At 72.1% G+C, this 24,741-nt stretch carries 22 protein-coding genes; 11 read left to right on the forward strand and 11 right to left on the reverse strand.

Features of this window, described 5'->3' with window-relative positions; all coding sequences use genetic code 11:
* Nucleotide 1: 1 nt before the first annotated feature.
* A complete protein-coding gene (locus KUM32_RS30835; protein ID WP_217145254.1) occupies nt 2-1,345 on the reverse strand; it encodes an MFS transporter in 1,344 nt (447 codons plus the stop codon).
* A 283-nt stretch (nt 1,346-1,628) separates the two neighbouring features.
* Between KUM32_RS30835 and KUM32_RS30840 the strand changes: the two genes are divergently transcribed.
* On the forward strand, nt 1,629-2,924 hold the full coding sequence (locus KUM32_RS30840; protein ID WP_217145255.1) for a glucarate dehydratase family protein: 1,296 nt from the start codon (nt 1,629-1,631) through the stop codon (nt 2,922-2,924).
* Nucleotides 2,925-3,089: 165 nt separating this feature from the next.
* Nucleotides 3,090-4,223 carry a carbohydrate kinase family protein gene (locus tag KUM32_RS30845; protein ID WP_254406395.1) on the forward strand — a complete coding sequence of 378 codons (1,134 nt, stop codon included), beginning with the start codon at nt 3,090-3,092 and terminating at the stop codon, nt 4,221-4,223.
* A 148-nt stretch (nt 4,224-4,371) separates the two neighbouring features.
* On the opposite strand, the gene era is transcribed toward KUM32_RS30845, so the two are convergent.
* From era to KUM32_RS30890, 9 genes are all read right to left on the reverse strand, one after another.
* Nucleotides 4,372-5,325: a GTPase Era gene (era, locus tag KUM32_RS30850; RefSeq protein ID WP_217145257.1), complete on the reverse strand. Its 954-nt coding sequence runs from the start codon at nt 5,323-5,325 to the stop codon at nt 4,372-4,374.
* Nucleotides 5,326-5,392: 67 nt separating this feature from the next.
* The gene (locus tag KUM32_RS30855; RefSeq protein WP_217145258.1) at nt 5,393-5,746 is read right to left on the reverse strand and encodes a cytidine deaminase; all 354 of its coding nucleotides are present in this window, start codon (nt 5,744-5,746) and stop codon (nt 5,393-5,395) included.
* A gap of 63 nt (nt 5,747-5,809) precedes the next feature.
* Entirely contained in the window at nt 5,810-6,169 is a 360-nt protein-coding gene (locus KUM32_RS30860; RefSeq protein WP_217145259.1) for an MmcQ/YjbR family DNA-binding protein, read from the reverse strand.
* Complete coding sequence (locus KUM32_RS30865; RefSeq protein ID WP_217145260.1) at nt 6,166-7,470, reverse strand: hemolysin family protein; 1,305 nt, start codon at nt 7,468-7,470, stop codon at nt 6,166-6,168. The genes KUM32_RS30860 and KUM32_RS30865 overlap by 4 nt, the downstream gene beginning before the upstream one ends.
* Complete coding sequence (ybeY, locus tag KUM32_RS30870) at nt 7,467-7,964, reverse strand: rRNA maturation RNase YbeY (RefSeq protein ID WP_217145261.1); 498 nt, start codon at nt 7,962-7,964, stop codon at nt 7,467-7,469. The genes KUM32_RS30865 and ybeY overlap by 4 nt, the downstream gene beginning before the upstream one ends.
* A 12-nt stretch (nt 7,965-7,976) precedes the next feature.
* Nucleotides 7,977-9,056, reverse strand: coding sequence for a PhoH family protein (locus KUM32_RS30875; protein ID WP_217145262.1), 1,080 nt, complete (start codon nt 9,054-9,056; stop codon nt 7,977-7,979).
* 137 nt (nt 9,057-9,193) lie between these two features.
* Nucleotides 9,194-10,498: a GH1 family beta-glucosidase gene (locus tag KUM32_RS30880; protein WP_217145263.1), complete on the reverse strand. Its 1,305-nt coding sequence runs from the start codon at nt 10,496-10,498 to the stop codon at nt 9,194-9,196.
* Nucleotides 10,499-10,555: 57 nt separating this feature from the next.
* On the reverse strand, nt 10,556-10,822 hold the full coding sequence (locus KUM32_RS30885) for a protealysin inhibitor emfourin (protein ID WP_217145264.1): 267 nt from the start codon (nt 10,820-10,822) through the stop codon (nt 10,556-10,558).
* Nucleotides 10,823-10,843: 21 nt separating this feature from the next.
* Nucleotides 10,844-11,914 (reverse strand): M4 family metallopeptidase, encoded by a 1,071-nt coding sequence (locus tag KUM32_RS30890; RefSeq protein ID WP_217145265.1) that lies wholly within the window; start codon nt 11,912-11,914, stop codon nt 10,844-10,846.
* 351 nt (nt 11,915-12,265) lie between these two features.
* On the opposite strand from KUM32_RS30890, the gene leuA reads away from it, so the two are divergent.
* Entirely contained in the window at nt 12,266-13,987 is a 1,722-nt protein-coding gene (gene leuA / locus KUM32_RS30895) for a 2-isopropylmalate synthase (protein WP_217145266.1), read from the forward strand.
* Between the two features lie 184 nt (nt 13,988-14,171).
* The gene (locus KUM32_RS30900) at nt 14,172-14,867 is read left to right on the forward strand and encodes a TerB family tellurite resistance protein (RefSeq protein ID WP_217145267.1); all 696 of its coding nucleotides are present in this window, start codon (nt 14,172-14,174) and stop codon (nt 14,865-14,867) included.
* Nucleotides 14,868-14,938: 71 nt separating this feature from the next.
* On the opposite strand, the gene KUM32_RS30905 is transcribed toward KUM32_RS30900, so the two are convergent.
* Nucleotides 14,939-15,487, reverse strand: coding sequence for an N-acetyltransferase (locus KUM32_RS30905; protein WP_217145268.1), 549 nt, complete (start codon nt 15,485-15,487; stop codon nt 14,939-14,941).
* A 277-nt stretch (nt 15,488-15,764) separates the two neighbouring features.
* Here KUM32_RS30905 and KUM32_RS30910 point away from each other — a divergent pair, with 277 nt between their 5' ends.
* From KUM32_RS30910 to KUM32_RS30940, 7 genes are all read left to right on the forward strand, one after another.
* Nucleotides 15,765-16,517: an SCO2525 family SAM-dependent methyltransferase gene (locus KUM32_RS30910; protein ID WP_217145269.1), complete on the forward strand. Its 753-nt coding sequence runs from the start codon at nt 15,765-15,767 to the stop codon at nt 16,515-16,517.
* 53 nt (nt 16,518-16,570) lie between these two features.
* Nucleotides 16,571-18,415 (forward strand): SCO2524 family protein, encoded by a 1,845-nt coding sequence (locus KUM32_RS30915; protein WP_217145270.1) that lies wholly within the window; start codon nt 16,571-16,573, stop codon nt 18,413-18,415.
* A gap of 2 nt (nt 18,416-18,417) precedes the next feature.
* On the forward strand, nt 18,418-19,335 hold the full coding sequence (locus tag KUM32_RS30920) for an SCO2523 family variant P-loop protein (protein ID WP_217145271.1): 918 nt from the start codon (nt 18,418-18,420) through the stop codon (nt 19,333-19,335).
* Nucleotides 19,332-20,297, forward strand: coding sequence for an SCO2522 family protein (locus KUM32_RS30925; RefSeq protein WP_217145272.1), 966 nt, complete (start codon nt 19,332-19,334; stop codon nt 20,295-20,297). Before KUM32_RS30920 ends, KUM32_RS30925 begins: the two co-directional genes overlap by 4 nt.
* 1 nt (nt 20,298) lies before the next feature.
* The gene (locus tag KUM32_RS30930; RefSeq protein WP_217145273.1) at nt 20,299-21,279 is read left to right on the forward strand and encodes an SCO2521 family protein; all 981 of its coding nucleotides are present in this window, start codon (nt 20,299-20,301) and stop codon (nt 21,277-21,279) included.
* Nucleotides 21,280-21,352: 73 nt separating this feature from the next.
* A complete protein-coding gene (locus KUM32_RS30935; protein ID WP_217145274.1) occupies nt 21,353-22,477 on the forward strand; it encodes a hypothetical protein in 1,125 nt (374 codons plus the stop codon).
* Between the two features lie 161 nt (nt 22,478-22,638).
* The gene (locus KUM32_RS30940; protein ID WP_217145275.1) at nt 22,639-24,729 is read left to right on the forward strand and encodes an MMPL family transporter; all 2,091 of its coding nucleotides are present in this window, start codon (nt 22,639-22,641) and stop codon (nt 24,727-24,729) included.
* Nucleotides 24,730-24,741: the final 12 nt, after the last annotated feature.

Consider the following 24,741-nt stretch of genomic DNA (forward strand, 5'->3'; position numbering starts at 1 on the left):
CTCAGCCCGTCCCGGACCCCGGTGCGGCCGCCGTCTGCCGGGGTCCCGCCGTGTCGTAGGCACGCCGGACGGGCGGGGCCGGGGCGTCCACGTCGATCTCCACGACCGGCTGCTCCACGGCCCCGACCTCCGGCACCGCGCCGCTCGGCGTGCCCGTGGCGGCGGCGACCAGGGCGGCCGGGGTGCCGCCGCGGCGGCGGACCGTGCCGGGCAGCAGCGGGCGCCCGCCGGTGTGCAGGGCGACGGCGGTCATCGGCACGGCGACCAGGAGCAGACCGGCGCCCAGGACCAGGCCCATGCCCGCGTAACCGGCCTGCGCCGACAGCACACTGCCCGTCAGCGGCCCGGCCGCCGTGCCCAGCGAGGACGCCGACCCGACGAGCACCGCCCACCGGCCGCGCGGGTCGAGCGAGGCGGCGAGGCCGATCAGGTACGACAGCACGACCGGGTACAGCGTGTTCCAGGCGATCTCCCCGGCCGCGAAGGCCGTGGGGGTGGTCGCGGACGCGCTCACCGCGATGCAGCCGGCGATGAGCACCGTCCCGCCGCCGACGGGCAGCGCCCGCCCGAGCCGCGCCCCGAGCGCCCCGGCCGCCAGCACGCCCAGCAGTCCGGCGCCCAGGGCCACGGCGAAGACCAGGCCGAGGGCGGCGTCGCCGAGGTGCGCCTGCGTCAGCCCGATGCGACCGCTGACGCCCCACAGGGAGTTCTGCGCGAGCGACCAGCACAGCACGGCGGCGGCGAGCACGGCGCCCGAGCGGCGACGGGGGAGCGGAGCCGCGGTGTCGTGCGGGGTCGACGAGGCGGCGGTCCCACCGGGGAGGCGACCGGTCAGCGGCCACACCGCGAGAGCGGTCAGCGCGATCGCGGCCGGCGGCAGCCCGTGCGCGCGACCGAGGTGGGGCACCGTCAGGTACACCACGCCGGCCAGCGCGGACACGCTCAACAGGCCCAGGGTGGAGGCCCGGTGCGGGTCCCGCTCCGCGGCGATCCGGGTGGCGGCGACCGTGGTGGCCGTACCGGTCCCGAAACCGCCCACCATCGCGCCCGCGACCACGGCCGGGACGGCGGTGGTGAGCGCGGCGCCCCCGTACCCGAGGACGGCCAGCGCGAGCCCGGACCGGGCGAGGGCGCGTGCGCCGATCCGCTCCACCCGGGAGGCGAGCAGGAAGCCCGCGGCGGCCGAACTCAGCAGCAGCGCGCTGCCGACCGCGCCCGCCTGAGTGGTGGTCAGCGCCAGACCGGTGTCGAACCTGCCGACGGTGGTGGGCAGCAGATACGGAGGAAGGTACCCGGCCGTGAAAAGGGCGACGAGGGGCCAGGGGGTGGTGCGGGGGGCGAGCACGGGCGTTCCCAGGGCATGCGAAAGGGACTGGGGAGGGGAGGGGGCGACGACCGTCGACGGACAGGAACGCGCGGGCAATTTGTATCAAGCGCGGGGAGGGGCGAGACAGGCACGGGGAAGTGATCCGTATCACTTCTGGGTTTGTGAGTCGGAAGGGTGGGTAGCAGCGTTTGCCCCCGCCAGGGGTCCGCACCGCCCCATTGACGCCAACCGTTCACCTATCTAACCTCCATCTGCATGCATGGATGGCGTTCCTACAGGGAGATGGGTGGGTGAGTGCGCTGTGACCCGCGATCTCACGATCACCGGCGTCCGTCTGACGCCGATCCTCGTCGCCGACCCGCCCCTGCTCAACACGCAGGGCGTCCACCAGCCGTACACCCCCCGGCTGATCGTCGAGGTGGAGACCGCCGACGGGATCACCGGCGTCGGCGAGACGTACGGCGACGCCAGGTACCTGGAGCTGGCCCGCCCCCTCGCCGACGGGCTGGTCGGCCGCCAGGCCTCGGACCTCAACGGGCTGTTCACCACCGTGGACGAGGTCGCGGTCGACGCCTCCCGGGTCTCCGGGCAGGTGGACGTCGGCGGCCTGCGCGGTGTCCAGACCGCCGACAAGCTGCGCCTGTCCGTCGTCTCCGGCTTCGAGGTCGCCTGTCTCGACGCCCTCGGCAAGGCGCTCGGCCTGCCCGTGCACGCGCTGCTGGGCGGCAAGGTCCGGGACGCGGTGGAGTACAGCGCGTACCTCTTCTACAAGTGGGCCGGCCACCCCGAGGGCGTGCCCTCGGAGAAGGACGACTGGGGCGCCGCCCTCGACCCGGCGGGCGTCGTCGAGCAGGCCCGCGCCTTCACCGACCGCTACGGCTTCACCTCCTTCAAGCTCAAGGGCGGCGTCTTCCCGCCCGACGAGGAGATCGCCGCCGTCAGGGCGCTCGCCGAGGCCTTCCCCGGACGCCCGTTGCGTCTCGACCCCAACGGCGCCTGGTCCGTGGAGACCTCCCTCAGGGTCGCCGCGGAACTCGGGGACGTCCTGGAGTACCTGGAGGACCCGGCGCTCGGCACCCCGGCCATGGCCGAGGTCGCCGCGAGGACCGGGGTGCCGCTGGCCACCAACATGTGCGTGACGACGTTCGCCGAGATCCCGGAGGCGTTCACCAGGAACGCCGTGCAGGTCGTGCTCAGCGACCACCACTACTGGGGCGGGCTGCGCAACACCCAGCAACTCGCCGCCGTCTGCCGCACCTTCGGCGTGGGCGTCTCCATGCACTCCAACACCCACCTGGGCGTCAGCCTCGCCGCCATGACCCACGTGGCGGCCACCGTCCCGGACCTCCACCACGCCTGCGACTCCCACTACCCCTGGCAGTCCGAGGACGTCCTCACCGAACGGCTCGCCTTCGACGGCGGCAAGGTCACCGTCTCCGACGCCCCCGGCCTCGGTGTCGAACTCGACCGCGACAAGCTGGCGTTCCTCCACCGACGCTGGCTCGACGACGACGGCACACTGCGGGACCGCGACGACGCCGCGGCGATGCGGGTGGCCGACCCGGAGTGGGTCACCCCGTCCGTCCCGCGCTGGTGACCGACGGCCCGGACGGCGCTTCCCCTCCGGCCCGGCGGTGTGGTGCGAACGCCGCCGGGTTGTCGGTGGCGTGGTGCACACTGGCCTGATCCGCACCATGCCAGGGAGCGCACCGTGACAGCGTCCACCGTGTCCACCGCGTCCGACGTGCCAGCCATGCCCGCCATGCCGGCCGACGAGAGAACGCACCGCCACGTCCCGGACGAGGGATGGCACCGCCACGCCCACGTCGATCCCCTCGCCGCCCTGCGCGGGCCGCAGGACCCGCCCTGGGACGTGTATCTGACCGGCACCGTCTTCCTGGACGTCGTCTTCACCGGGCTCGATTCCGCCCCGGTGCGCGGGACCGAGTCCTGGGCACGCGGCATGGGGTCGAGTCCGGGCGGCGTGGCGAACATGGCGACCGCGCTGGCCCGCCTCGGCCTGCGCACCTCGCTGGCCGCGGCCTTCGGCGACGACCACTACGGCGACTACTGCTGGGACGCGCTCGCCCAGGGCGAGGGCATCGACCTGAGCACCTCACGCACCGTGCCCGGCTGGCACTCGCCGGTGACGGTCTCGATGGCGTACGAGGGGGAGCGCACGATGGTCTCCCACGGCCACGAGCCGCCGCCCGAGGAACCGTCCCCGGAGTGCCCCCCGCGCGCGCGTGCCGCCGTCGCCTCCCTCACGCCCGGCGTCCGCGCCCCCTGGATCGCCCAGGCCGCGGCGCGGGGCACCCGGGTCTTCGCCGACGTCGGCTGGGACGACACCGGGGCCTGGGACCTGGCGGGGCTGCCCGACCTCGCGCTGTGCGAGGCCTTCCTGCCGAACGCGGAGGAGGCGATGCGCTACACCGGCGCCACCTGCCCCCGCGCCGCCGCGCACGCCCTGACCGAGCACGTGCCGCTCGCGGTGGTCACCCTCGGCGCGGAGGGCGCGTACGCGGTGGACCGGCGCACGGGCGAGAGCGCCGAGGTCCCGGCCATCGAGGTGGAGGCGCTGGACCCGACCGGAGCCGGGGACGTCTTCGTCGCGGGGTTCGTCACCGGCACCCTGGCCGGCTGGCCGCTGGCCGACCGCCTGGCCTTCGCCGGCCTCACCGCGGCCCTCTCCGTCCAGGAGTTCGGCGGCTCGCTGTCGGCGCCCGGCTGGTCCGAGATCGCGGCCTGGTGGCACCAGGTCCAGTCGGTCGAGGGCCAGGACCCGACGGCACTGCGCCGGTACGCGTTCCTGGCGGACCTGGTCCCGGACGAGCCCGTCGGCCCGTGGCCCCGGCGCCGCGCGGTCCCGACCATCGGCTTCCGCCGCCCGGCCTGACCGGTCATGCCGGGGCCGGTCACGCCGCCGCCCGGCCCGACCTCACGCCGCCGCCCGGCCCGACCTCACGCCGCCGCCCGGCTTCGGAAAAGCCCGGCCGCCGCGGCCGCGGTGGGTCGTGCCGGGCGGCGGGGCGCGGTCCGTGCGCTCAGAAGCCCAGTCGCCGCAGCTGCTTGGGGTCCCGCTGCCAGTCCTTCGCGACCTTCACGTGCAGGTCCAGGAAGACCGGGGTGCCGAGCAGCGCCTCGATCTGTTTCCGGGACTTGATGCCGACGTCCTTCAGGCGCTTGCCCTTGGGGCCGATGATGATGCCCTTCTGGCTGGGGCGCTCGATGAAGACGTTGGCGTGGATGTCCAGGAGCGGCTTGTCGGCGGGCCGGTCCTCGCGCGGGAGCATCTCCTCCACGACCACCGCGATGGAGTGCGGCAGCTCGTCCCGCACCCCCTCCAGCGCGGCCTCCCGGATCAGCTCGGCGACCATCACCTGCTCGGGCTCGTCGGTCAGGTCGCCCTCGGGGTAGAGCGCGGGGCCCTCGGGCAGCAGCGGGGTCAGCAGGTCGGCGAGCAGGTCGACCTGCTGGTTCGCCGTCGCCGACACCGGGACGATCTCCGCCCAGGTGATGCCCAGTTCCCGGCCGAGCTGGTCGACGGCGATCAGCTGCTCGGCCAGGGTCTTGGAGTCCACCAGGTCGGTCTTGGTGACGATCGCGACCTTCGGGGTCTTCTTGATCCCGGCCAGTTCCTTGGCGATGAAGCGGTCACCGGGACCCAGCTTCTCGTTCGCCGGCAGGCAGAAGCCGATGACGTCCACCTCGGCCCACGTCGTGCGCACCACGTCGTTCAGCCGCTCGCCCAGCAGCGTGCGCGGCTTGTGCAGCCCGGGGGTGTCCACCAGGATCAGCTGGGCCTCCGGGCGGTGCACGATGCCCCGCACGGTGTGCCGGGTGGTCTGCGGACGGTTCGAGGTGATCGCCACCTTCTGCCCGACCAGAGCGTTCGTGAGGGTGGACTTGCCCGCGTTGGGACGGCCCACGAAGCAGGCGAAGCCGGCCCGGTGGACAGCCTCGGCCGGCTCTTCGGATGACTGGGTACGAACGCTCATGGCGCCCATTGTCCCTGATCCCCGGAGCCCCGACGTACCACCGCCGTCCACGGGGCCGGGGGGAGGGTCAGCGGGCGCCCACCGTCTCACGGACCGTGCCGTCCGGTGCGGCGACCAGCACGGGCGTCCCCGCCCCGCCCAGGTCCCGCACCGCCGCCAGGTCCTCGTCCGACGCCGACTCCGCGCCGGTCACCACGGCCGCCGCCTCCAACGACGTCGCGCCGGACGCCACCGCCATCGCCACCGCCGTGCGCAGGGCGCTGAGCCGCAGGGAGTCCAGGGCGACCGTGCCGGCGACGTACGTGCGGCCGGTCTCGTCGCGCACGGCGGCCCCCTCGGGCACACCGTTGCGGGCCCGGGCGGAACGGGCCAGAGTGATGATCTTGCGGTCCTCGGGGTCGAGGGCAGAGGTCTCGGTCATGGGGGTGAGCATACGGAGCCGCGCCCGCCGTCGGCATCCCGCCGCCGGGGTCCGGCGGGAGGCTCAGGGACGGTCGAGGCGCAGCCGCTGCGCGCGCGGCAGGCCGGCGACGACCAGGTCGTACGAGTCCTCCACGAGCTCCCGGACGAGACGGTCCGGGAGCCCGCCGTCGACGGTCACCGTGTTCCAGTGCCGCTTGTTCATGTGGTAGCCGGGCACGATCAGGCCGGCGTACTCGGACCGCAGCCGGATCGCGTCGTCCGGGTCGCACTTGAGGTTGACCGTGAGCGGACGCGCGTCGAGGGCCGTCAGGGCGAAGAGCCTGCCCAGCACCTTGAAGACGGAGGTCTCCGGATTGAAGGGGAAATCCTCCACCGCGGCATTGAAGGACAGGCAGAACCCGCGCAGCTCCTCGGGACTCACTCCGGCACAGCCTCCTCGGAGGCCTTCACCCCGGCCGCCGGCTCCACCAACACCGTCACGATCTTGTTCCGGCGGCCGGCCGCGGCCTCCGCCGTCAGCCGCAGCTCGCGGCCGTCGGGCAGCTCCACGGCCGAGGAGGCACCGGCGATCGGCACCCGGCCGAGCGCCTTCGCCAGCAGACCGCCCACCGTCTCGACGTCCTCGTCGTCGAACTCCTCCAGGCCGTACAGCTCGCCCAGGTCGCCGATGTCGAGCCGGGCGGTGACCCGGAAGCGGTCCTCGCCCAGTTCCTCGACGGGCGGGAGCTCCCGGTCGTACTCGTCGGTGATCTCGCCGACGATCTCCTCCAGGATGTCCTCGATGGTGACGATGCCGGCCGTGCCGCCGTACTCGTCGACGACGACAGCGACGTGGTTGCGTTCCTTCTGCATCTCGCGCAGCAGGTCACCGGCGTTCTTGGTGTCGGGCACGAAGAACGCGGGCCGCATCGCCGTGGAGACGAGGTCGCTCTCCGCCTCCCGGCTGATGTGCGTCCTGCGCACGAGGTCCTTCAGGTAGACGATCCCGACGATGTCGTCCTCGCTGTCACCGGCGACCGGTATCCGCGAGAAGCCGGAGCGCAGCGCGAGGGTGAGCGCCTGGCGGATGGTCTTGTAGCGCTCGATGACGACGAGGTCGGTCCGCGGGACCATGACCTCCCGTACGAGGGTGTCGCCCAGCTCGAACACCGAGTGCACCATGCGGCGCTCCTCGGCCTCGATCAGGGACTCCTTCTCGGCGAGGTCGACCAGCGCGCGCAGCTCCGCCTCGGAGGCGAAGGGGCCGCGGCGGAAGCCCTTGCCGGGGGTGAGCGCGTTGCCGATGAGGATCAGCAGCGACGGGACCGGCCCCATGATCCGGGCCAGCGGCACCAGCACGTACGCCGCGGCCGTCGCCGTGTTCAGCGGGTGCTGGCGCCCGATGGTGCGCGGGGAGACCCCGACGGCGACGTACGAGACCAGCACCATGACGGCGATGGCGATCACCAGCGCCTCGCCGGTGCCGTCGAACTGCTGCAGACAGGCGTACGTGACCAGCGCGGCGGCGGCCATCTCGCAGGCGACGCGGACCAGCAGCGCGACGTTGAGGTAGCGCGTCGGGTCGGCGGCGACCTTGGCGAGCTTCTCACCGCCGCGCCGCCCGGACCGTACCGCCTCCTCGGCGCGGAAGCTGGAGACCCGGGCGAGCCCCGCCTCCGCGCACGCGGCGAGCCAGGCGATCACCACCAGGGCGACGGCGCCTGCGACGAGGGGGAGGCTCATGAGACGGTCGGGGCCGGGGACGGGCCGGTCAGGCCCTTCTCCGCACGCCAGCCGTCCACGATGGCGGCCTGCAGTCCGAACATCTCGGCCTTCTCGTCCGGTTCCTCGTGGTCGTAGCCGAGCAGGTGCAGCACCCCGTGGACGGTGAGTAGCTGGAGCTCCTCGTCCATGGAGTGCCGCGTCGGTGCCTCGGTGCCCTGCTTGGCGGCGACCTCCGGGCAGAGCACGATGTCGCCGAGCAGCCCCTGGGGCGGCTCGTCGTCGTCCTTCGACGGCGGACGCAGCTCGTCCATCGGGAAGGACATGACATCGGTCGGGCCGGGCAGGTCCATCCACTGGATGTGGAGCTGCTCCATGGCGTCGGCGTCCACGACGATCACCGAGAGCTCGGAGAGCGGGTGGATGCGCATCCGCGCGAGCGCGTAGCGGGCGATGTCGAGGATCGCCTGCTCGTCGACCTCGGTTCCGGACTCGTTGTTGACGTCGATCGACATGGTCGTGCTGGTCTACTTCCCCTTGGCCTTGGCACCGCTTCTCGGTGTCCGGCCGCCGTTGTGGCCGCCGTTCTCGGTGCCGTTCCTGCTGTCGTACTGCTCGTACGCGTCGACGATACGGCCCACCAGCTTGTGCCGTACGACGTCGTGGGACGTCAGCCGGGAGAAGTGGACGTCCTCGACGTCCTCCAGGATCTCCTGCACCTGCCGCAGACCGGACTTCGTCCCGCCGGGCAGGTCGACCTGCGTCACGTCACCGGTGATGACGATCTTCGAGTCGAAGCCGAGGCGGGTGAGGAACATCTTCATCTGCTCGGGGCTGGTGTTCTGGGCCTCGTCGAGAATGATGAAGGCGTCGTTGAGCGTCCTTCCCCGCATGTAGGCGAGCGGCGCGACCTCGATCGTCCCGGCCGCCATCAGCCGCGGGATCGAGTCCGGGTCGAGCATGTCGTGCAGCGCGTCGTACAGCGGGCGCAGGTACGGGTCGATCTTCTCGTACAGCGTGCCCGGCAGGAAGCCGAGCCGCTCGCCGGCCTCGACCGCCGGCCGGGTCAGGATGATGCGGTTGACCTGCTTGGACTGCAGGGCCTGCACCGCCTTGGCCATCGCCAGGTAGGTCTTGCCGGTGCCCGCGGGGCCGATGCCGAAGACGATGGTGTGCTTGTCGATCGCGTCGACGTACCGCTTCTGGTTCAGCGTCTTGGGGCGGATGGTGCGGCCGCGCGAGGACAGGATGTTCTGCGTGAGCACCTCGGCCGGGGTCTCCTGGCCGTCGCTCTCCCCGTTCTCGCTCGCCTTCAGCATGGCGATCGAGCGTTCCACTGCGTCCTCCGTCATCGGCTGCCCGGTGCGGAGCACCAGCATCATCTCGTCGAACACGCGCTGGACCAGGGCGACCTCGTGAGCCGCGCCGACCGCGCTGATCTCGTTTCCCCGGACATGGATGTCGGCCGCCGGGAAGGCCTTCTCGATCACGCGCAGGAGGGAGTCTCCAGAGCCCAGAACGGTCACCATGGGGTGCTGGGCGGGGACGGTGATCTGTGCTCTCGCCTGCCCCTGCGCGGGGGAGTGAGCTGAGGGTGTCTGAGTCATGGGCCGGCGCTCTAGGCCTGCACGTCCTCCTCTGCGGCGTGCGCCGCGTGACGGATGTGGTCTGCTGTCATCCAGCGTACGACTCCCCGCCGACAGCGCCGAGGTCTTTTTATCCGACCGGCTCGTCCGGCCGGACCTCACCGCCGGCCGCGGACCAGGTCCCGGTACCAGCGGTACGACGCCTTGGGCGTCCGCTCCCGCGTCGCGAAGTCCACGTGGACCAGTCCGAACCGGCGCGCGTACCCCTCGGCCCACTCGAAGTTGTCCAGCAGCGACCACACGAAGTAGCCGCGCACGTCCACGCCCGCCTCCAGCGCCCGGTGCACGGCGCGGACGTGGCCGTCGAGGTAGGCGATGCGGTCCTGGTCGTCGAGGCCCTCGTAGGAGCAGCCGTTCTCGGTGACGACGACCGGCGGGAGCCGGTCGCCGTAGCGGTCGCCGAGGCCGGTGAGCAGCTCCGTGAGCCCCTCGGGGACCACGGGCCAGCCGAAGTCCGTCACCGGCCGCCCCTCGATCGCGCGCACCGAGAAGGGCAGTGCGGCCGGCAGCGTCACACCGCCGGACTCGCTCTCCGTGCCCTGCGGGGCGCCCACCCGCGCCGGCGCGTAGTAGTTCACGCCGTACCAGTCCAGCGGTTCGGCGATCACCGGCAGGTCGGCGTCCGCATCGTCCGGCATCAGCTCGCCGACGCCGTCCGGATACCGGCCCAGCAGCAACGGGTCCGAGAACAGCCGGTTCAGCAGGACGTCGTAGAACTCCGCCGCCTCCCGGTCGGCCGGTTCGTCCGAGGCCGGCCAGGTCGGCGCGTGCGAGTTGGCGATGCCGATGTCCGTGGCGCCGGCGGCGCGTAGGGCCCGTACCGCCAGGCCGTGCGCGAGGAGCTGGTGGTGGGCGACCGGCAGGGCGTCGAACAGCAGCTCTCTGCCGGGCGCGTGCGTGCCGAGGGCGTGGCCCAGCAGGGTGTGCTCCGCGGGCTCGTTGAGGGTGATCCACTTGCCGACCCGGTCGCCCAGCCGGTCCGCGACCACCGACACGTACTGCGCGAACCGGGACGCCGTGTCCCGCTCGAGCCAGTCCAGACCGGCCGGCAGGTCCCAGTGGAAGAGCGTCGGCACCGGTCGTACGCCCGCCGCGCACAGCTCGTCCACCAGGCGGTCGTAGAAGCCGAGGCCGCCGGGCGAGTTCACCCGGGGCCAGGAGACGGAGAAGCGGTAGGCGCCCACGCCCAGGTCCGCCAGCAGGGCCACGTCCTCGCGGTAGCGGTGGTAGTGGTCGCAGGCCACCGCCGCCGTCGAGCCGTCCTTCACCCGCCCCGGCTCGGACGTGAAGACGTCCCACACGGACGGCTCCCGTTCGTCCGCCGCGCCCTCGATCTGGTGCGCCGAGGTCGACACCCCCCACAGGAAGCCGTCCGGGAACCGGGGTACCGGGTTCGTCGCCATGCGCGGATCATCCGTACGGCGGACGACGGAAGTCAACGCCCGTGCGGCGACCCGGCTTTACGCCCCCTCCTTCAGCACCCGCGAGATCAGCCTGCGCTGCTCGTCCGTCAGCCGGGGGTCGGCGGCGTACACCGTCCTCCCGTCCACCGTGATCTGGTAGCTGAACCCGTCCGGCACCCCGACCGGCGGGGTGTCCCGTCCGTCGGCGACCGACCGCTCCGCCAGGGCGTGCCACTCGGCCGCGTCGGGGCGTCCGGCGGTGTCGACCTCCGCGTGGCGTTCGATGCCCGCGAAGCCTCCTGTGCGCCTCACCTGAATCCGCATGGGTCCGTGTCTAGTACGGAACTACTGCGTGCGCACCCCGACCTGCTCCCAGGCCTTGCGCACCGCGTCCAGCTCGTCCGCGTCCCCGTACCGCTCCCGGGCGGCCTTCACCGTCAGCGCGGCGAAGTCCGCGAACTTCGCGTCCTGCGCGAGCTCGCCGCCGGTCAGCACGTCGTACCAGACCTGACCGGCCCGCTCCCAGGCGTGCCCGCCGAGGGCGGTGGCGGCGAGGTAGAAGGCGTGGTTGGGGATGCCGGAGTTGATGTGGACGCCGCCGTTGTCGCGGCCGGTGCGCACGTAGTCGTCCATCGTCGCGGGCTGCGGGTCCTTGCCGAGGACGTCGTCGTCGTACGCCGTGCCCGGCGCCTTCATGGAGCGCAGCGCCACTCCCGTCACGCGCGGGGCGAGCAGGCCGGCGCCGATCAGCCAGTCGGCCTCGGCGGCGGTCTGGCCGAGCGAGTACTGCTTGATGAGGGCGCCGAAGACGTCGGACACCGACTCGTTGAGGGCGCCGGGCTGGCCGTAGTAGGTCAGGTTGGCGGTGTGCTGGGTGACGCCGTGGGTCAGCTCGTGGCCGATGACGTCGAGAGGGATGGTGAAGTCGAGGAAGATCTCCCCGTCCCCGTCGCCGAAGACCATCTGCTCGCCGTTCCAGAAGGCGTTGTTGTACTCGCGGTCGTAGTGCACGGTCGCGTCCAGCGGCATCCCGGCGCCGTCGATGGAGTTGCGCCCGTACACCTTCAGGAAGTGCTCGAAGGTCGCGCCCAGGCCCGCGTAGGCGCGGTTCACGGTGGCGTCCTGGCCGGGCTCCTCGCCCTCGCCGCGCACCTTCCTGCCCGGCAGGTCGGTGCCGTGCCGGGCGTCGTAGATCGTGCGGTGCGGCTTCTCCGGTTCGGCGCCGGCGCGCGGGGCCACGGCGGGGGCGCCGATGACCGTGGTCAGACCGCGGCGGGTGCGCTCGAAGGCGTCACGCTGGAGGGTGCGGCGGGCCGGCCCGGCGAGCACGGGGTCCTCGTTCTGGGCGAGCCGGTCGAGGACGTGGGGCGGCACGATGGTGCAGAAGACGGGCATGAAGCCCCCGGTGGTCGTCATGCTCAGCACACTCGCACTGGGTGACCGTCCTGTCACCACCCGCAACCATGATTGATGAAATGGGATGGCAATGAGGCGCGGCGGGGGGCGGTGAGTGGTATACGGCACTTTTTGTCCCGGTTCCCTCCGTGGTCCCGCATACTGATACGGACCCGCGTGACCGGCGTGGCTCGGTTAAGGTGCTGAGCATCATGCGTTTCGGGCTGCTTCTCCTTAGCTGCCGCGGCGAGGGCCTGTAGAGGCCGACTCCCTCCCCGCGGAGCTTGGTGGTGCCGTCGGCCGTCCTTCCGGAACACGCGGACGTCGCGGACGTCGCGCACACCGCGGACATCACGAGGAGCCCACGCCATCATGGCCAACCGCCAGCAGCCCAGCCCCATGCCGACCACCAAGTACCGCGGCTACGAGCAGGTCGACATCCCCGACCGCACCTGGCCGGACCAGCGGATCACCGCCGCGCCCCGCTGGCTCTCCACCGACCTGCGCGACGGCAACCAGGCGTTGATCGACCCCATGTCGCCCGCCCGCAAGCGCGCGATGTTCGACCTGCTGGTCAAGATGGGCTACAAGGAGATCGAGGTCGGCTTCCCGGCCTCCGGCCAGACCGACTACGACTTCGTACGCTCCATCATCGAGGAGCCCGGCGCCATCCCGGACGACGTGACGATCTCCGTGCTGACCCAGGCCCGTGAGGACCTGATCGAGCGCACGGTGGAGTCCCTGAAGGGCGCCCGGCGGGCCACCGTCCACCTCTACAACGCCACCGCCCCGGTCTTCCGCCGGGTCGTCTTCCGCGGCTCCAGGGACGACATCAAGCAGATCGCGGTCGACGGCACCCGGCTGGTCATGGAGTACGCGGAGAAGCTGCTGGGCCCGGAGACGGAGTTCGGGTACCAGTACTCGCCGGAGATCTTCACCGACACCGAGCTGGACTTCGCCCTGGAGGTCTGCGAGGCGGTGATGGACACCTACCAGCCCGGTCCCGGCCGCGAGATCATCCTCAACCTGCCCGCCACCGTGGAGCGTTCCACGCCGTCCACGCACGCCGACCGCTTCGAGTGGATGGGCCGCAACCTGTCCCGCCGCGAGTACGTCTGCCTGTCCGTCCACCCGCACAACGACCGCGGCACGGCGGTGGCGGCGGCCGAGCTGGCCCTGATGGCCGGCGCCGACCGCGTCGAGGGGTGCCTGTTCGGGCAGGGCGAGCGCACCGGCAACGTCGACCTGGTCACCCTGGGCATGAACCTGTTCTCCCAGGGCGTCGACCCGCAGATCGACTTCTCCGACATCGACGAGATCCGTCGCACGTGGGAGTACTGCAACCAGATGGAGGTCCACCCGCGCCACCCCTACGTGGGCGACCTGGTCTACACGTCCTTCTCCGGCTCCCACCAGGACGCCATCAAGAAGGGCTTCGACGCCATGGAGGCCGACGCGAAGGCCAGGGGCGTCACCGTCGACGACATCGAGTGGGCGGTCCCGTACCTGCCGATCGACCCGAAGGACGTCGGCCGCTCCTACGAGGCGGTCATCCGCGTCAACTCGCAGTCCGGCAAGGGCGGCATCGCCTACGTCCTGAAGAACGACCACAAGCTGGACCTGCCGCGCCGGATGCAGATCGAGTTCTCGAAGATCATCCAGGCGAAGACGGACGCCGAGGGCGGCGAGATCACGCCGACGGCGATCTGGGACGTCTTCCAGGACGAGTACCTGCCCAACCCGGAGAACCCCTGGGGCCGCATCCAGGTCGCGAACGGCCAGACCACGACCGACCGCGACGGCGTGGACACCCTCACCGTCGACGCCACGGTCGACGGCGTGGAGACCACCCTGGTCGGCACCGGCAACGGCCCGATCTCGGCGTTCTTCCACGCGCTGCAGGGCGTCGGCGTCGACGTACGCCTGCTGGACTACCAGGAGCACACGATGAGCGAGGGCGCCTCCGCGCAGGCCGCCTCGTACATCGAGTGCGCCGTCGGCGACAAGGTCCTGTGGGGCATCGGAATCGACGCGAACACCACGCGCGCCTCGCTGAAGGCGGTCGTCTCCGCCGTCAACCGCGCGTCTCGCTGACCAGCCGAATCGGCGGTTTGAGGCCCCGCTCGCCGGAAAACGGCGGGCGGGGCCCCGTCGTATACCGGCCATCTCCGCACGCAGGTCACGGAAAGGTCTCTTCCTGGGTACTGACTCCACGTCGGTGATGTGGCTAACATCACGCCAGCGCGACGATGCTGTCGCGCCGTTACGGAGGTGCGACGTGCTGCCTGGACGGAGACGAAACAGCCGATCTGCCCGGCTGCCGAGCATCCTGGGCACCCGCACCGCGTGGACACCCGTCGGTGACGGCGAGTTCTTCTGCCCGGGCTGCGGAGGCGACCGCAACTACCAGCGGCTCACCGGCCGCCGCCGCTTCACCCTGCTCGGCGTGCCCGTGCTGCCGCGCGGCGAGTCCGCGCCGACCGTCGAGTGCGCCGCCTGCCGGCGCCACTACGGCACCGACGTGCTCGACCACCCGACCACCACCCGCTTCTCCGCCATGCTCCGCGACGCCGTCCACACCGTCGCCCTAGCGGTCCTCGCCGCGGGCGGCACCTGCTCCCGCACGTCCCTGGAGACCGCCGCCGCCGCGGTGCGCGCCGCCGGCTTCGAGGACTGCACCGAGGACCAGCTGAACGCGTTGGTCGAGGCGCTGGAGGCGGACACCGGGCGGGTCCGGGGGGAGCCCTGCGTGCCCGGCCTGGCCATAGAGCTCCACGAGGCGCTGGACCCGCTGGCCCCGCACCTCGCCGCCCTCGGCCGCGAGTCGATCCTGCTCCAGGGCGCCCGCATCGCCCTGGCCGACGGTCCCTACACCCCCGCCGAACGCGACGCCCTGGCGACGGTCGGCGCCGCCCTGACCATCTGCTCCGCCGACGTGACGCGACTGCTGGAGTCGGCGGGCACGCCCTCCTAGCCGCCGTCCTGGTCGCCCTACCGGCCCCCGGTCGCCCCCCGGCCGCCCCCCGGTCGCCGTCCGGGCCCGGGTCAGGGGCCGCCGGGAAGGTCCAGCCGCATGATCTGGCGGTGCATGCCCGGGCCGAAGTAGTCCGGGCGCAGACCGCCGTCGGGTTCCTCGGGGCGGAAGCCGAGGGACCGGTAGAGCAGGATGGCGGCGAGGTTGGCGGGCTCCACGGTGAGCCGCACCACCTGGATGCCGTCCCGGCGCAGCCGGGCCAGGACCTCCGTCATCAGCTCCCGGCCCAGCCCGTGGCGCCGGCGGTCCTGGGTCACGCACAGGCCCAGGATCCAGCTGTCCCGGCCGAGCGCCCTGGTGGCGGCCAGCACGTAGCCGCGCAGCCGGCCCGCGCCGTCGTCGAGCACCAGGAAGTGCTCCTCGTGCATGTCGAAGAACTGGCGCAGGAGGAAGCCGGGATAGGCGAACTCCTGGAAGACCTCCTCGTCGAGTCGCCGCAGCTCGGGCAGATCGGACTCCCGTGCCGTCCGCAGGGCGAGCGGCAGGGTGTCCGGGTACGGGCCGGGGCCCGTGAGCTGCTCGTGGCCGCCCACGGAGCGTTCCAGCGGTTCGGCGGTCATGCCACCCCCAGTCAGAACGTGCGAAGTCAACTCGGCGCATGCGCGGTTCATTCCCCAGGAGTACGCGGCTTCGTATGGCGGCCGGTTACTCCTTCTGGCTAGAGTGGGCGTCCAACTTCCCTCGTGCAAGGGCGAGTTCGGGTGTGCGACGATGCGCCCGACGTGCGCCCGGCGGATGAGGACTGGCGTGTTCCCGGCTGTCTCGTCGTGTCCTGGTGGCCTATCGTGCACGGCACTGGAGCTGGTCCGGAATCGAAGAGAACGCGGCAGGGTGACTATGGATCGCAACGCCGACGCACCTTGGTCGAAGTTCGATCCAGAGGTGTACGTCGACAACAACTACCGGACGCCGCTCGACGTCGACCTGCTCATCGTCCGGCTGATGCGCGACTACTTCGACCGCTGCTTCGCAGGGACCGCTCCGGGTTCCGCGCGGGGTGTCGACGTCGGCGCCGGCGCGAACCTCTACCCCGCGCTCTCCATGCTGCCCTGGTGCGAGAAGGTGCTGCTGCTGGAGTACGCGCACCCGAACGTCGAGTACCTCGAGAAGCAGGTCTCCCCGGGCGGGTACGCCGACGCGTGGGACGCGTTCTGGGAGGTGCTGCGCGAGTCTCCCGCCTACCGCGCCGTCGAACCGAGGAGCCGCGTCAGCGAGATCGTCCGGGTGGAGCGCGGCAACCTGTTCGACCTGGAGGAGGGTCACCGGCGCTGGGACATCGGGACGATGTTCTTCGTCGCCGACTCGATGTCCGAGTGCCCCGACGAGTTCCACCGGGGCGTGCGGTGCTTCATGAACGCGCTCGGTGAAGGGGCGCCCTTCGCCGCCGCGTTCATGAAGGAGTCGGTCGGCTACCGCGTCGGCGATCACCAGTACCCGGCCTACCGGGTGAACGAGGACCGGGTCAGGGGGAGCCTGGAGAAGTACACGGGAGAGCTGGAAGTCCACGACCTGCACCACGTGGTGCGGCCGGGACACGAGGGAATGCTCCTGGCTCTGGGACGGCGCAACGCGGAGATTGCCACCCCGTAGGAACGGGGACAAGCTCAACACAGGGCAACGAGATCTGTGCGAGGGGTGCGGGGATGCAGATCAAGCCACGCCAGCACCTGCTGGACATCTGGCAGGCGATGGCCCGTCATTCGTTCGAAGACGGGAAGCTCACCTGGGGGGACACCGACGGACTGAGCAGCGTCGCCGACGCCGAGCGTCTGCTCTGCCTGCTCTACCCGGCCACCGAGGTCCCCGCCTTCCGCCTCGACCAACCGGACACCACCGAGCGTGACGTCCTGCGCGCGCTCGACCGGGTCGGCAGCCGCCTGGAGATCCCGCCCAACCTGATCACCGCGCTCACCCAGTTCATGCGCACCCACACCGGGACGGACGACAGCCCCACCTTCGCCGGCGGACACTACTTCCGGCCCGCCGAACCCGACGGCGCGATCACGCACGAGCAGAGCCAGCTGGGCGTGGTCGACTCCTACTCCATGTCCGTCACGCTCTGCCTCGCCACCCTCGGGTTCCTCAAGGTCTACGAGGGCACCACGACCCGCCCCGAGGTGCGCAAGGCGATCGCCGAGCTGCGGGAGGCCACGAACGCCCGGCTGACCGCCGCCATGATCAGCCTGCTGCGCTCCTTCACCGTCAACGTCTTCGACTCCGAGTCCGAACAGGGCCGACGGCTGATCGAGGTCATCGGACAGGGCAGACAGTCCGACCGTGTCGTCCTCCAGCAGTTCTCCCGCAGGTTACGGCCCCTGCGCGCCACCATCATCGAGAGCCTCACCCGCGGCATCCAGGTCGACGAGGGCATCCGCGACGAGAGCCAGCTCTTCGAGTGCGGCTGGGCCTGGGGCATCGTGCAGGACGCCCCCAAGGTCACCGACCTGGACGTCCAGGTCCCCGGCCAGCCCGACGGCATCGCCGACCGGCTGCCCTACGTGTACTTCACCGTGGTCGCCCTGGACGGTATCCAGGACCTCTTCTCCGACCGCACCCTCACCCTCGGCCTGCTCGACGCCGACCAGCAGAAACTCGCCGAGGCACTGCGCCTGCGCTGGGAACTCAGCCAGCAGTACTGGTCCGCGATCGCCCGCTTCGGCGCCGACCGCTGGCCCCTGGAGGACCTGCCCTGGCAGACCACCGGCCTGCGGCTGGAGTCCGAGTACTTCTCCCTGACCGTCGCGGCCATCCTCGTCCACGACCTGGTCCGCCGGAAGGCCACCGACGACGACCTCACCCGCACCGTCGCCGTCATGGAGCGCCTCGCCGACCGGGGCCGGGTCACCAGCCGGATGACCAGGGAGGACCGCACCATTCGGCTGCACCACCCCGGCGTCACCATGCCGCTCGCCGGATCCGAGCGCTCCGGCGGGCTCCTCCTGTGGCGGATGACCGACTTCTCGGCACAGCTCCTCAAGCGGAGCATCCAACTCGCCGAACTCTCCCGGAACATCGGCGCGCAGGACCGCCTGCTGCGCCTGTCCGAGCAGACCTTCGAGCACCTGTGGGCACGGCGCATCGAGGAGGGGGACGGCGCCGGCCTCTGGGACAACGTGCAGGCCGTCTACCCCGACGCCCGCAACGTCGGCCTGCGCATGTCCTGGAGCATCACCGAGCGCGTCACCGAATGCCTCGTGGCCGCCCGCAACCTGTACGAGCAACAGCCCATCCGCAGCCCCGAGCTGGCGGAGCTGGCCCGCGAACTGCTCAGCGAGGCCACCCACCTGTTCGGCAAGGAGCAGTTGGAGGCGTCCGCCGCCGCCCACGGAAGCAGAGCCCAGGCCATGCGGAGCATCGAGAGCCGCCTCGACCACGCCCGCAGCCTGGTCGACGACCGCCCCGCCACCGCTTTCGCCCTGGCCCTGCCCGTGCTCCAGGAACTCGACACGCTGGCCCAGGCCAGGGGCGCCGCGGCGCAGGAGGTGTGAGCGTGCTCGTCTTCTCCGCCTCCGACAAAGGAGGCACGGGACGCTCGGTGACCAGCGCCAACCTGGCCTACCAGCGTGCCCTGACCGGGGACCACGTGGCGTACGTGGACTTCGACTTCGGCTCGCCCACCGCCGCCGCCGTCTTCGACGTGCCCGGCGCGATGCGCGGTACCGAGGAACGCGGCCTCCACTCCTACCTGGAGGGCGAGGCGGCGGAACCGGCCAGGATCGACGTCTGGCGGCAGACCGAGCACCCCCTGCTGCGCGTCCGCCCGAACCAGTCAGGCCGCCTGGTCCTGTTCCCCGGCGACGCCGGCGGCGGCGAGTTCGCCACCGGCGAGGAAGCCCTGGAGCGGTGCATCGACCTGCTGCTGCGGCTCAACGGCGAGTTCGACCTGACCGTCGTCGACCTGAGCGCCGGCCGCAGCTACGCCGTCGACATGGTCCTCGCGGCCACCGCCCACCCCCGGATGCGCAACGTCCCCTTCCGCTGGCTCGTCTTCCACCGCTGGACGCGGCAGCACGTGATCGCCGCCTCCGGACTGGTCCACAAGGAACACGGCATCATCGGCGGCGGCGTCGAGCGCGGACACGACGAGGAGACCCTGCGGGCCGCGATCCGCTTCGTACGGGCGGCCGTGCCCGACCCCGAGTCGCCGCTGTGGGCCCAGGGCTCGCCCGCCCAGGCCGCCTGGATGCAGGCCTGCGACGAGGCCCTGCGCCGGCTCGCCGCCGAGCACCGCATCGGCGACAGCGTCGTCCTCGGCGTCGTACCCCTGGAGCCCATACTCCAGTGGCGCGAACAACTGATCACCGAAGAGGACGTGCTCTCCACCCAGATCGCCAACAAGGAGACCCTGGAGGCGCTGGAGGAGATCGCCCGGCGCCTGACCGACGACTCGTACTGGGGGCGGCCATGACGGACGCGGTGTTCCGCGAGACCGCCGCCGAGCCACGCACCCAGTCGGTGCCGCTGGCCCACCTCTCCCTGGAGCTGGGCCACCTCTACATGGAGGACTTCGAGGCGGGACCGGAGCGGCTGCGCGCGCACTTCGCCGAAGTACGCCCCTGGGCCCAGGCGGCACGCACCGCCGCCACCGCCCGCGCCGGCGGCAAGCGCGCCCGGATCAGCACCTGCTTCCTCATCGACGACTACTTCACCCGCTTCTCCACCCCCGCCGAAGTCGTCCCGATGCTGCTCGCGGAGGCCGAGCGGGCCGGGCTGACCGTCGACTACCTCGCGCGCGAGTCCGGCTGCGCCGTCACCGGCAAGGTGCCGGTCGCCGAGGCGGTGGCCGGCCGCATCGTCGAGTCGCCCCCGCCCGGCAGCTACGGCCTGCGCCCGCCCGTCGCGCAGACCGGATGGCTGGCCAACGGCGAGCGCAGCCCCGTCGCCCGCGCCCCGCAGGCGATGAAACGGGCCGCCGCCTGGCAGCCGCCCCGGGAGACCGCGGCCCGGCGCCACTCCGTCTTCCTCGACGTCGAACTGTGGAGCGACGACGCCGAGGGGCACCGCACCTGGTCCTGTCCCTTCCTCGCCGCCGTGTGGCAGCTCGCCCGCCTCGGACTGCTGCGCAACGAGGGCGAGGCCGTCCTCGTCCCCCAGCCGCACACCGCCGCCGGTTTCCCGGACGACTGGGACGAACTGCCCTCCCTGGTCCGCCTCAACCCCGGGGCGGACCCCTTCGCCGCCTACCGGACCTGCTCGGTGCTGCCCACCCGGTTCCTCCCCGTCGAGCACGCCGTCCGCGTGATCCTCGACCAGATCGAGGTCGACCCCGGGGCGCTGGAACAGGTCGCCGAGCGCTCCGGCCGGGAGCGCACGGCCGTCCCGGACTCGGTCGCGGACCGCGTCTCCTACGTCTACTACCCGGGGCTGTGACATGGCGCCGCGGCACAGCACCCCGCGCGCCGTACTCGCCTGCGGTGAGATCCGCACCTGCCTGCTGCCCACCCGGCAGGCCCTCGACATCCGCGCCGCCGCCCAGCTCCTCGGCCTGCGCGCCGACGAACGCGTGCTGCTCTCCGAACGCCCCAACCTCTACGCGCGTTCACCCGACACTCTCACCGGCGTCGACTGTCCGCTGCCCAGCTCCAACGGCGCCCGGATACGCGCGGTCGGCACGGTCACCGCGCGGGCGGCGCTCACCGAGGGGCGCGTCCTGCAGACCTCGGCCCACTTCCGGCTGCCCGCCACCGGCCCCGACCAGCGGCGGCCCTGGGGCGAGTACCTGGTACGCCCCGGAGTGGTCGAGCCGCTCGGCAAGCTGCCCCACGAGGCGGTCGCACAAGGGGTGCTCGGCGGTGGTCGGCACGGCGACCTCGACGTCGGACTGATCGCCGACGGGCTGCTCACCCGGCTGCTGCGCCACCCCCTGCTCGACCAGCGCCCGCCCTTCAGGTCCCGCCCCACCCGGCTGCGCTGGGCGGCCCTGCCCGCGGCCCCGGACGAGGGCCCGTCGATCGAGCGCTTCACCCTCGCCGAGGACGAACTGCGCACCGTACGGCTCCGCGTGCCCGAAGGCACCCGCGCCGCCGACCTCGCCCTCCTCTGCGACGACCTCGCCCTGCACGACTGGCTGCTCACCACCGTGGTCCGCATGCTCGACGGCATCCGCCTGGACGCGGCGGACGCACAGGAGCCCGGCACCGTCGTCAGGGCGCTGCGCCCGGCCGTCGACCACCTGCTGCACCTGTGGATGCCCCGGGCCCGGGTGGCCAGGGAACTGGCCCCCCTGTGGGATCCGCTGGAGGAACGGCCCGGCTTCACCCGGCAGTGGCAGGCTCTGGTGCAGCGCATCCGCGACCAGCTCACCCTGCACACCATTGCCTCGGCCCGCCGGGAGGTGGAACCGGCTCCCTGACCGGACACCGGCGCCCGAACCGCACATCCCCGCACCTCGATCCGACGCGTATCCCAACGGGGGGAGAAGCGAGATGAGCACGGCACAGTCACCCCGACCCGACGACACGGCCCGCACGGTGGTCCCCGGCGACCCGAGGGGGGAGTCCCCATGGGGGCGCAGGCTGCTGGTCGGCCTGGTCACCGGCGCCCTCACCTGGAGCGTCATGGCGCTGCTGAGCCCGGAGGACGGGGCGCTCCGGCAGGCCGCGGCCGGCCTGCTCTGCGCCGCCGCCGTGGTGCTCGTCCAGTACGTCCTCGGCCTGGCCCCGCGACCGCACGACCCGGGGACGGAGGAGCACACCCGGCGGGTGGAGAAGGCGCTGGCCGAGACCACCACCGCCGTGCACGAGCTGCGGGACGGTCTGAACCGGCACGACGACGAGCTGAAGACCGGCCTGACCCGGCACACCGAGGACGTGAAGCAACTGGTCGAGAGCCACGTCATCCAGGTCGAGCACCGGCCCACCGAGCCCTATCCGCCGCTGGACCGGGCCCGCATCGACAGTGTGCCCGAACTGGCCAAGGGCTTCGCCGACGTCCTGGTGCCGGGCCCCTCGATCCTCCACACCTTCGTCCACCTGGAGATGACGCGGGTGGTGGGACACATGGCCGACCTCACCAACCTGAGCGCCGAGTGTCCCGGCGAGAACCACGACTGGATGCTCACCCTCACCCGTGCCGCCGAGCACTCCATCTGCGCCACCAGCACCTCCGTCGACCGGATGTTCTGGAACAGCGAGCCCGCGGGCCGCTATCTGGACGCCCAGCAGGAGGCGATCGACGAGCAGGGCGTGTCGGTGCGCCGGCTGTTCCTGCTGGAGAGCGCGCGGGAGCTCGACGACCGGCTGCTGCGGCTGTGCGAGGAGCAGGAGCTGCGGCGCATCGACGTACGCGCGGCGGTCCTGCCCGAACTGCCCCCGCACCTCCAGCGGGGCACCACCAACGACTTCATCCTCTACGACGAGGAGGTGTCGTTCGAGATCGAGCAGGACCTGCGCGACGTCAACGTCAGGACCCGGCTCATCGCGCGCCAGGACTACGTGCGGGACCGGCTGAAGCGTTTCCGGGAACTGTGGGACGCGGGCATGGGCCTGCGTGAACTCGAGGTGAGGGTGGACGCCGAGGAGGACGGCAACTGGATGGTCGACCGGGGCTGACCCGCGGGGCCGGTGGCCCGATACTCCCCGGGGAGTAACGCCGCTCCCGGGTCACCCGGGGCGGTAGCCGCCAATTCGGCCTCACGTCCGACGTGTCGGCGCCCCGCCGCCGGGAGTCTGGAGAACGACTCAGACAACCGACCGGAGGGAGGCGGCGTCTCATGGGGGCCGCGAGGACACGTGGGGGAACGAGCGGGAGGCGACGGCGGGCCGTGCCCTGGCTGGTGCTCGGGCTGTGGGTCGCCGTACTGGCGCTCGCCTCGCCGTTCGCGTCGAAGCTGTCGGACGTGCAGCGCGACCGGGCCGTCGACTACCTGCCGGCGAGTGCCGACTCGACGCAGGTCGCGAAGATCCAGGACCGGCTGCCGGGCGGTGAGGCCACCGAGATGGTCGTCGTCTACCACCGCGACGCCGGACTGACCGCCGCCGACCGGGCCACCGCCGCCGAGCAGATCAAGGAGATCGCGGACGCGCACCGGCTGACCGGCCGGCCGACGGGCATCCCGTCCGAGGACGGCACCACCCTCATGTACCCGGTCGCCAGCAACGAGCCCGGCCAGGACGAGGAGGCGCGCGACGAGCTGGTCAACGCCGTGCGCGACGTCGCTCAGGGAGGTGACGGGCTCGGCGTCGAGGTCGGGGGCGCGGGCGCGCTCGCCACCGATGCCGCCGAGGTCTACAACTCGCTCGACGGCCCGCTGCTCTACACCACCGCGGCCGTCGTCGCCCTGCTGCTGATCCTCATCTACCGCAGCCCGTTCCTGTGGCTGGTCCCGCTCGCCGTCGCCGGAATCGCCGACTACCTCTCCATGGGCGTCGCCTACGGCCTCAACCAGTGGTTCGGCACGTCCGTCTCCGGGCAGAGCGCCGGCATCATGACCATCCTCGTCTTCGGTGTCGGCACCGACTACGCGCTGCTGCTCGTCTCCCGCTACCGCGAGGAGCTGCGCCGCGTCGAGCGGCCGTACGACGCCATGCTCGCCGCCCTGCGCGGCTGCGGCCCCGCCGTGCTCGCCTCCTCCGGCACCGTGGCCGCCGGACTGCTGTGCCTGCTCGCCGCCGACCTCAACTCCAGCCGGGGCATGGGCCCGCTCGGCACCGTCGGCGTGCTCTGCGCGCTGGCCGCCATGCTGACCCTGCTGCCCGCGGTCCTGGTGCTGCTCGGCCGCCGTGTCTTCTGGCCGCTCGTCCCCCACTACGGCAGCGCTCCCAAGGCCCGCCGGTCGCTGTTCGCCGCCATGGGCAGCTCCGCGGAACGCCGGCCCCGTGCCGTCCTCGTGGGTGGCGCCGTCCTGCTCGGCGCGCTCGCGCTCGGGTCCTTCAGCCTGCCCGGCTCGATCAAGCAGGAGGACTCCTTCACCACCAGGCCCGAGGCGATCGCCGCGATGGAGACGCTCGCCGCCGCCTACCCGGAGAGCGGCACCCAGCCCATCACCGTCATCGCCCCCACCGGCCGCGCCGACGCCGCCCTCGCCGCGGCCCGCGACACCCGTGGCGTCGAGAGCGCCGAGAGGGGCCGCAGCGGCGACGGCTGGACCGAGCTCACCGTACTGGCCTCCGCCCCGCCCCAGTCGGCGGCCGAGACCGCCACCATCGAGGCTCTGCGCGACACCCTCGACGGTTCCTACGTCGGTGGCCCCAGCGCCCAGCAGATCGACCTGGAGGACACCAACGCCCGGGACACCGTCGTCGTCGTGCCGATCGTGCTGCTGTCCGTGCTGCTGATCCTGGTGGTGCTGCTGAGGTCGCTGGTCGCGCCGCTGATCCTGGTCGCCGCCGTCGTCGCCGTGTGGGGTGCGGCCCTCGGCATCGGCGGACTCGTCTTCGGGCCGGTCTTCGGCTTCGAGGGCACCGATCCGGGCCTCGGCCTGCTGTCCTTCGTGTTCCTGGTGGCCCTCGGCGTGGACTACGGCATCTTCCTGATGCACCGCATGCGCGAGGAGTCTCTCGGCGGGGCCGAACCCACTGAGGCCGCGCTGACCGCGCTGCGCACCACGGGCGGTGTCATCGCCTCCGCCGGGCTGGTCCTCGCGGCCACCTTCGCGGTGCTCGCCAGCATGCCGATGGTGCAACTGGTCGAGCTGGGCTTCGTCATCGCGGTCGGTGTCCTCCTCGACACCTTCCTCGTCCGCACCTATCTGGTCACCAGTGCGAGCGTCGCGTTGCGCCGCCGGGTGTGGTGGCCGGGCCGGCTGTCCCGGGTTCCCGGGGAGCCGGTGCCGGCGGGGGATCGGGAGCGGGTCGGTGTCTGACCCGTCCGGGGA

Source organism: Streptomyces sp. AC627_RSS907, assembly GCF_019049165.1.

Coding starts and splice junctions, on each gene's coding strand:
- ybeY (WP_217145261.1), bottom strand. CDS start 7,964: ATGTCGATCGACGTCAACAACGAGTCCGGAACCGAGGTCGACGAGCAG.
- leuA (WP_217145266.1), top strand. CDS start 12,266: ATGGCCAACCGCCAGCAGCCCAGCCCCATGCCGACCACCAAGTACCGC.
- KUM32_RS30885 (WP_217145264.1), bottom strand. CDS start 10,822: ATGCGGATTCAGGTGAGGCGCACAGGAGGCTTCGCGGGCATCGAACGC.
- KUM32_RS30910 (WP_217145269.1), top strand. CDS start 15,765: ATGGATCGCAACGCCGACGCACCTTGGTCGAAGTTCGATCCAGAGGTG.
- KUM32_RS30855 (WP_217145258.1), bottom strand. CDS start 5,746: ATGACCGAGACCTCTGCCCTCGACCCCGAGGACCGCAAGATCATCACT.
- KUM32_RS30935 (WP_217145274.1), top strand. CDS start 21,353: ATGAGCACGGCACAGTCACCCCGACCCGACGACACGGCCCGCACGGTG.
- era (WP_217145257.1), bottom strand. CDS start 5,325: ATGAGCGTTCGTACCCAGTCATCCGAAGAGCCGGCCGAGGCTGTCCAC.
- KUM32_RS30875 (WP_217145262.1), bottom strand. CDS start 9,056: ATGACTCAGACACCCTCAGCTCACTCCCCCGCGCAGGGGCAGGCGAGA.
- KUM32_RS30890 (WP_217145265.1), bottom strand. CDS start 11,914: ATGACGACCACCGGGGGCTTCATGCCCGTCTTCTGCACCATCGTGCCG.
- KUM32_RS30845 (WP_254406395.1), top strand. CDS start 3,090: ATGCCGGCCGACGAGAGAACGCACCGCCACGTCCCGGACGAGGGATGG.
- KUM32_RS30915 (WP_217145270.1), top strand. CDS start 16,571: ATGCAGATCAAGCCACGCCAGCACCTGCTGGACATCTGGCAGGCGATG.
- KUM32_RS30905 (WP_217145268.1), bottom strand. CDS start 15,487: ATGACCGCCGAACCGCTGGAACGCTCCGTGGGCGGCCACGAGCAGCTC.
- KUM32_RS30930 (WP_217145273.1), top strand. CDS start 20,299: ATGGCGCCGCGGCACAGCACCCCGCGCGCCGTACTCGCCTGCGGTGAG.
- KUM32_RS30880 (WP_217145263.1), bottom strand. CDS start 10,498: ATGGCGACGAACCCGGTACCCCGGTTCCCGGACGGCTTCCTGTGGGGG.
- KUM32_RS30940 (WP_217145275.1), top strand. CDS start 22,639: ATGGGGGCCGCGAGGACACGTGGGGGAACGAGCGGGAGGCGACGGCGG.
- KUM32_RS30925 (WP_217145272.1), top strand. CDS start 19,332: ATGACGGACGCGGTGTTCCGCGAGACCGCCGCCGAGCCACGCACCCAG.
- KUM32_RS30865 (WP_217145260.1), bottom strand. CDS start 7,470: ATGAGCCTCCCCCTCGTCGCAGGCGCCGTCGCCCTGGTGGTGATCGCC.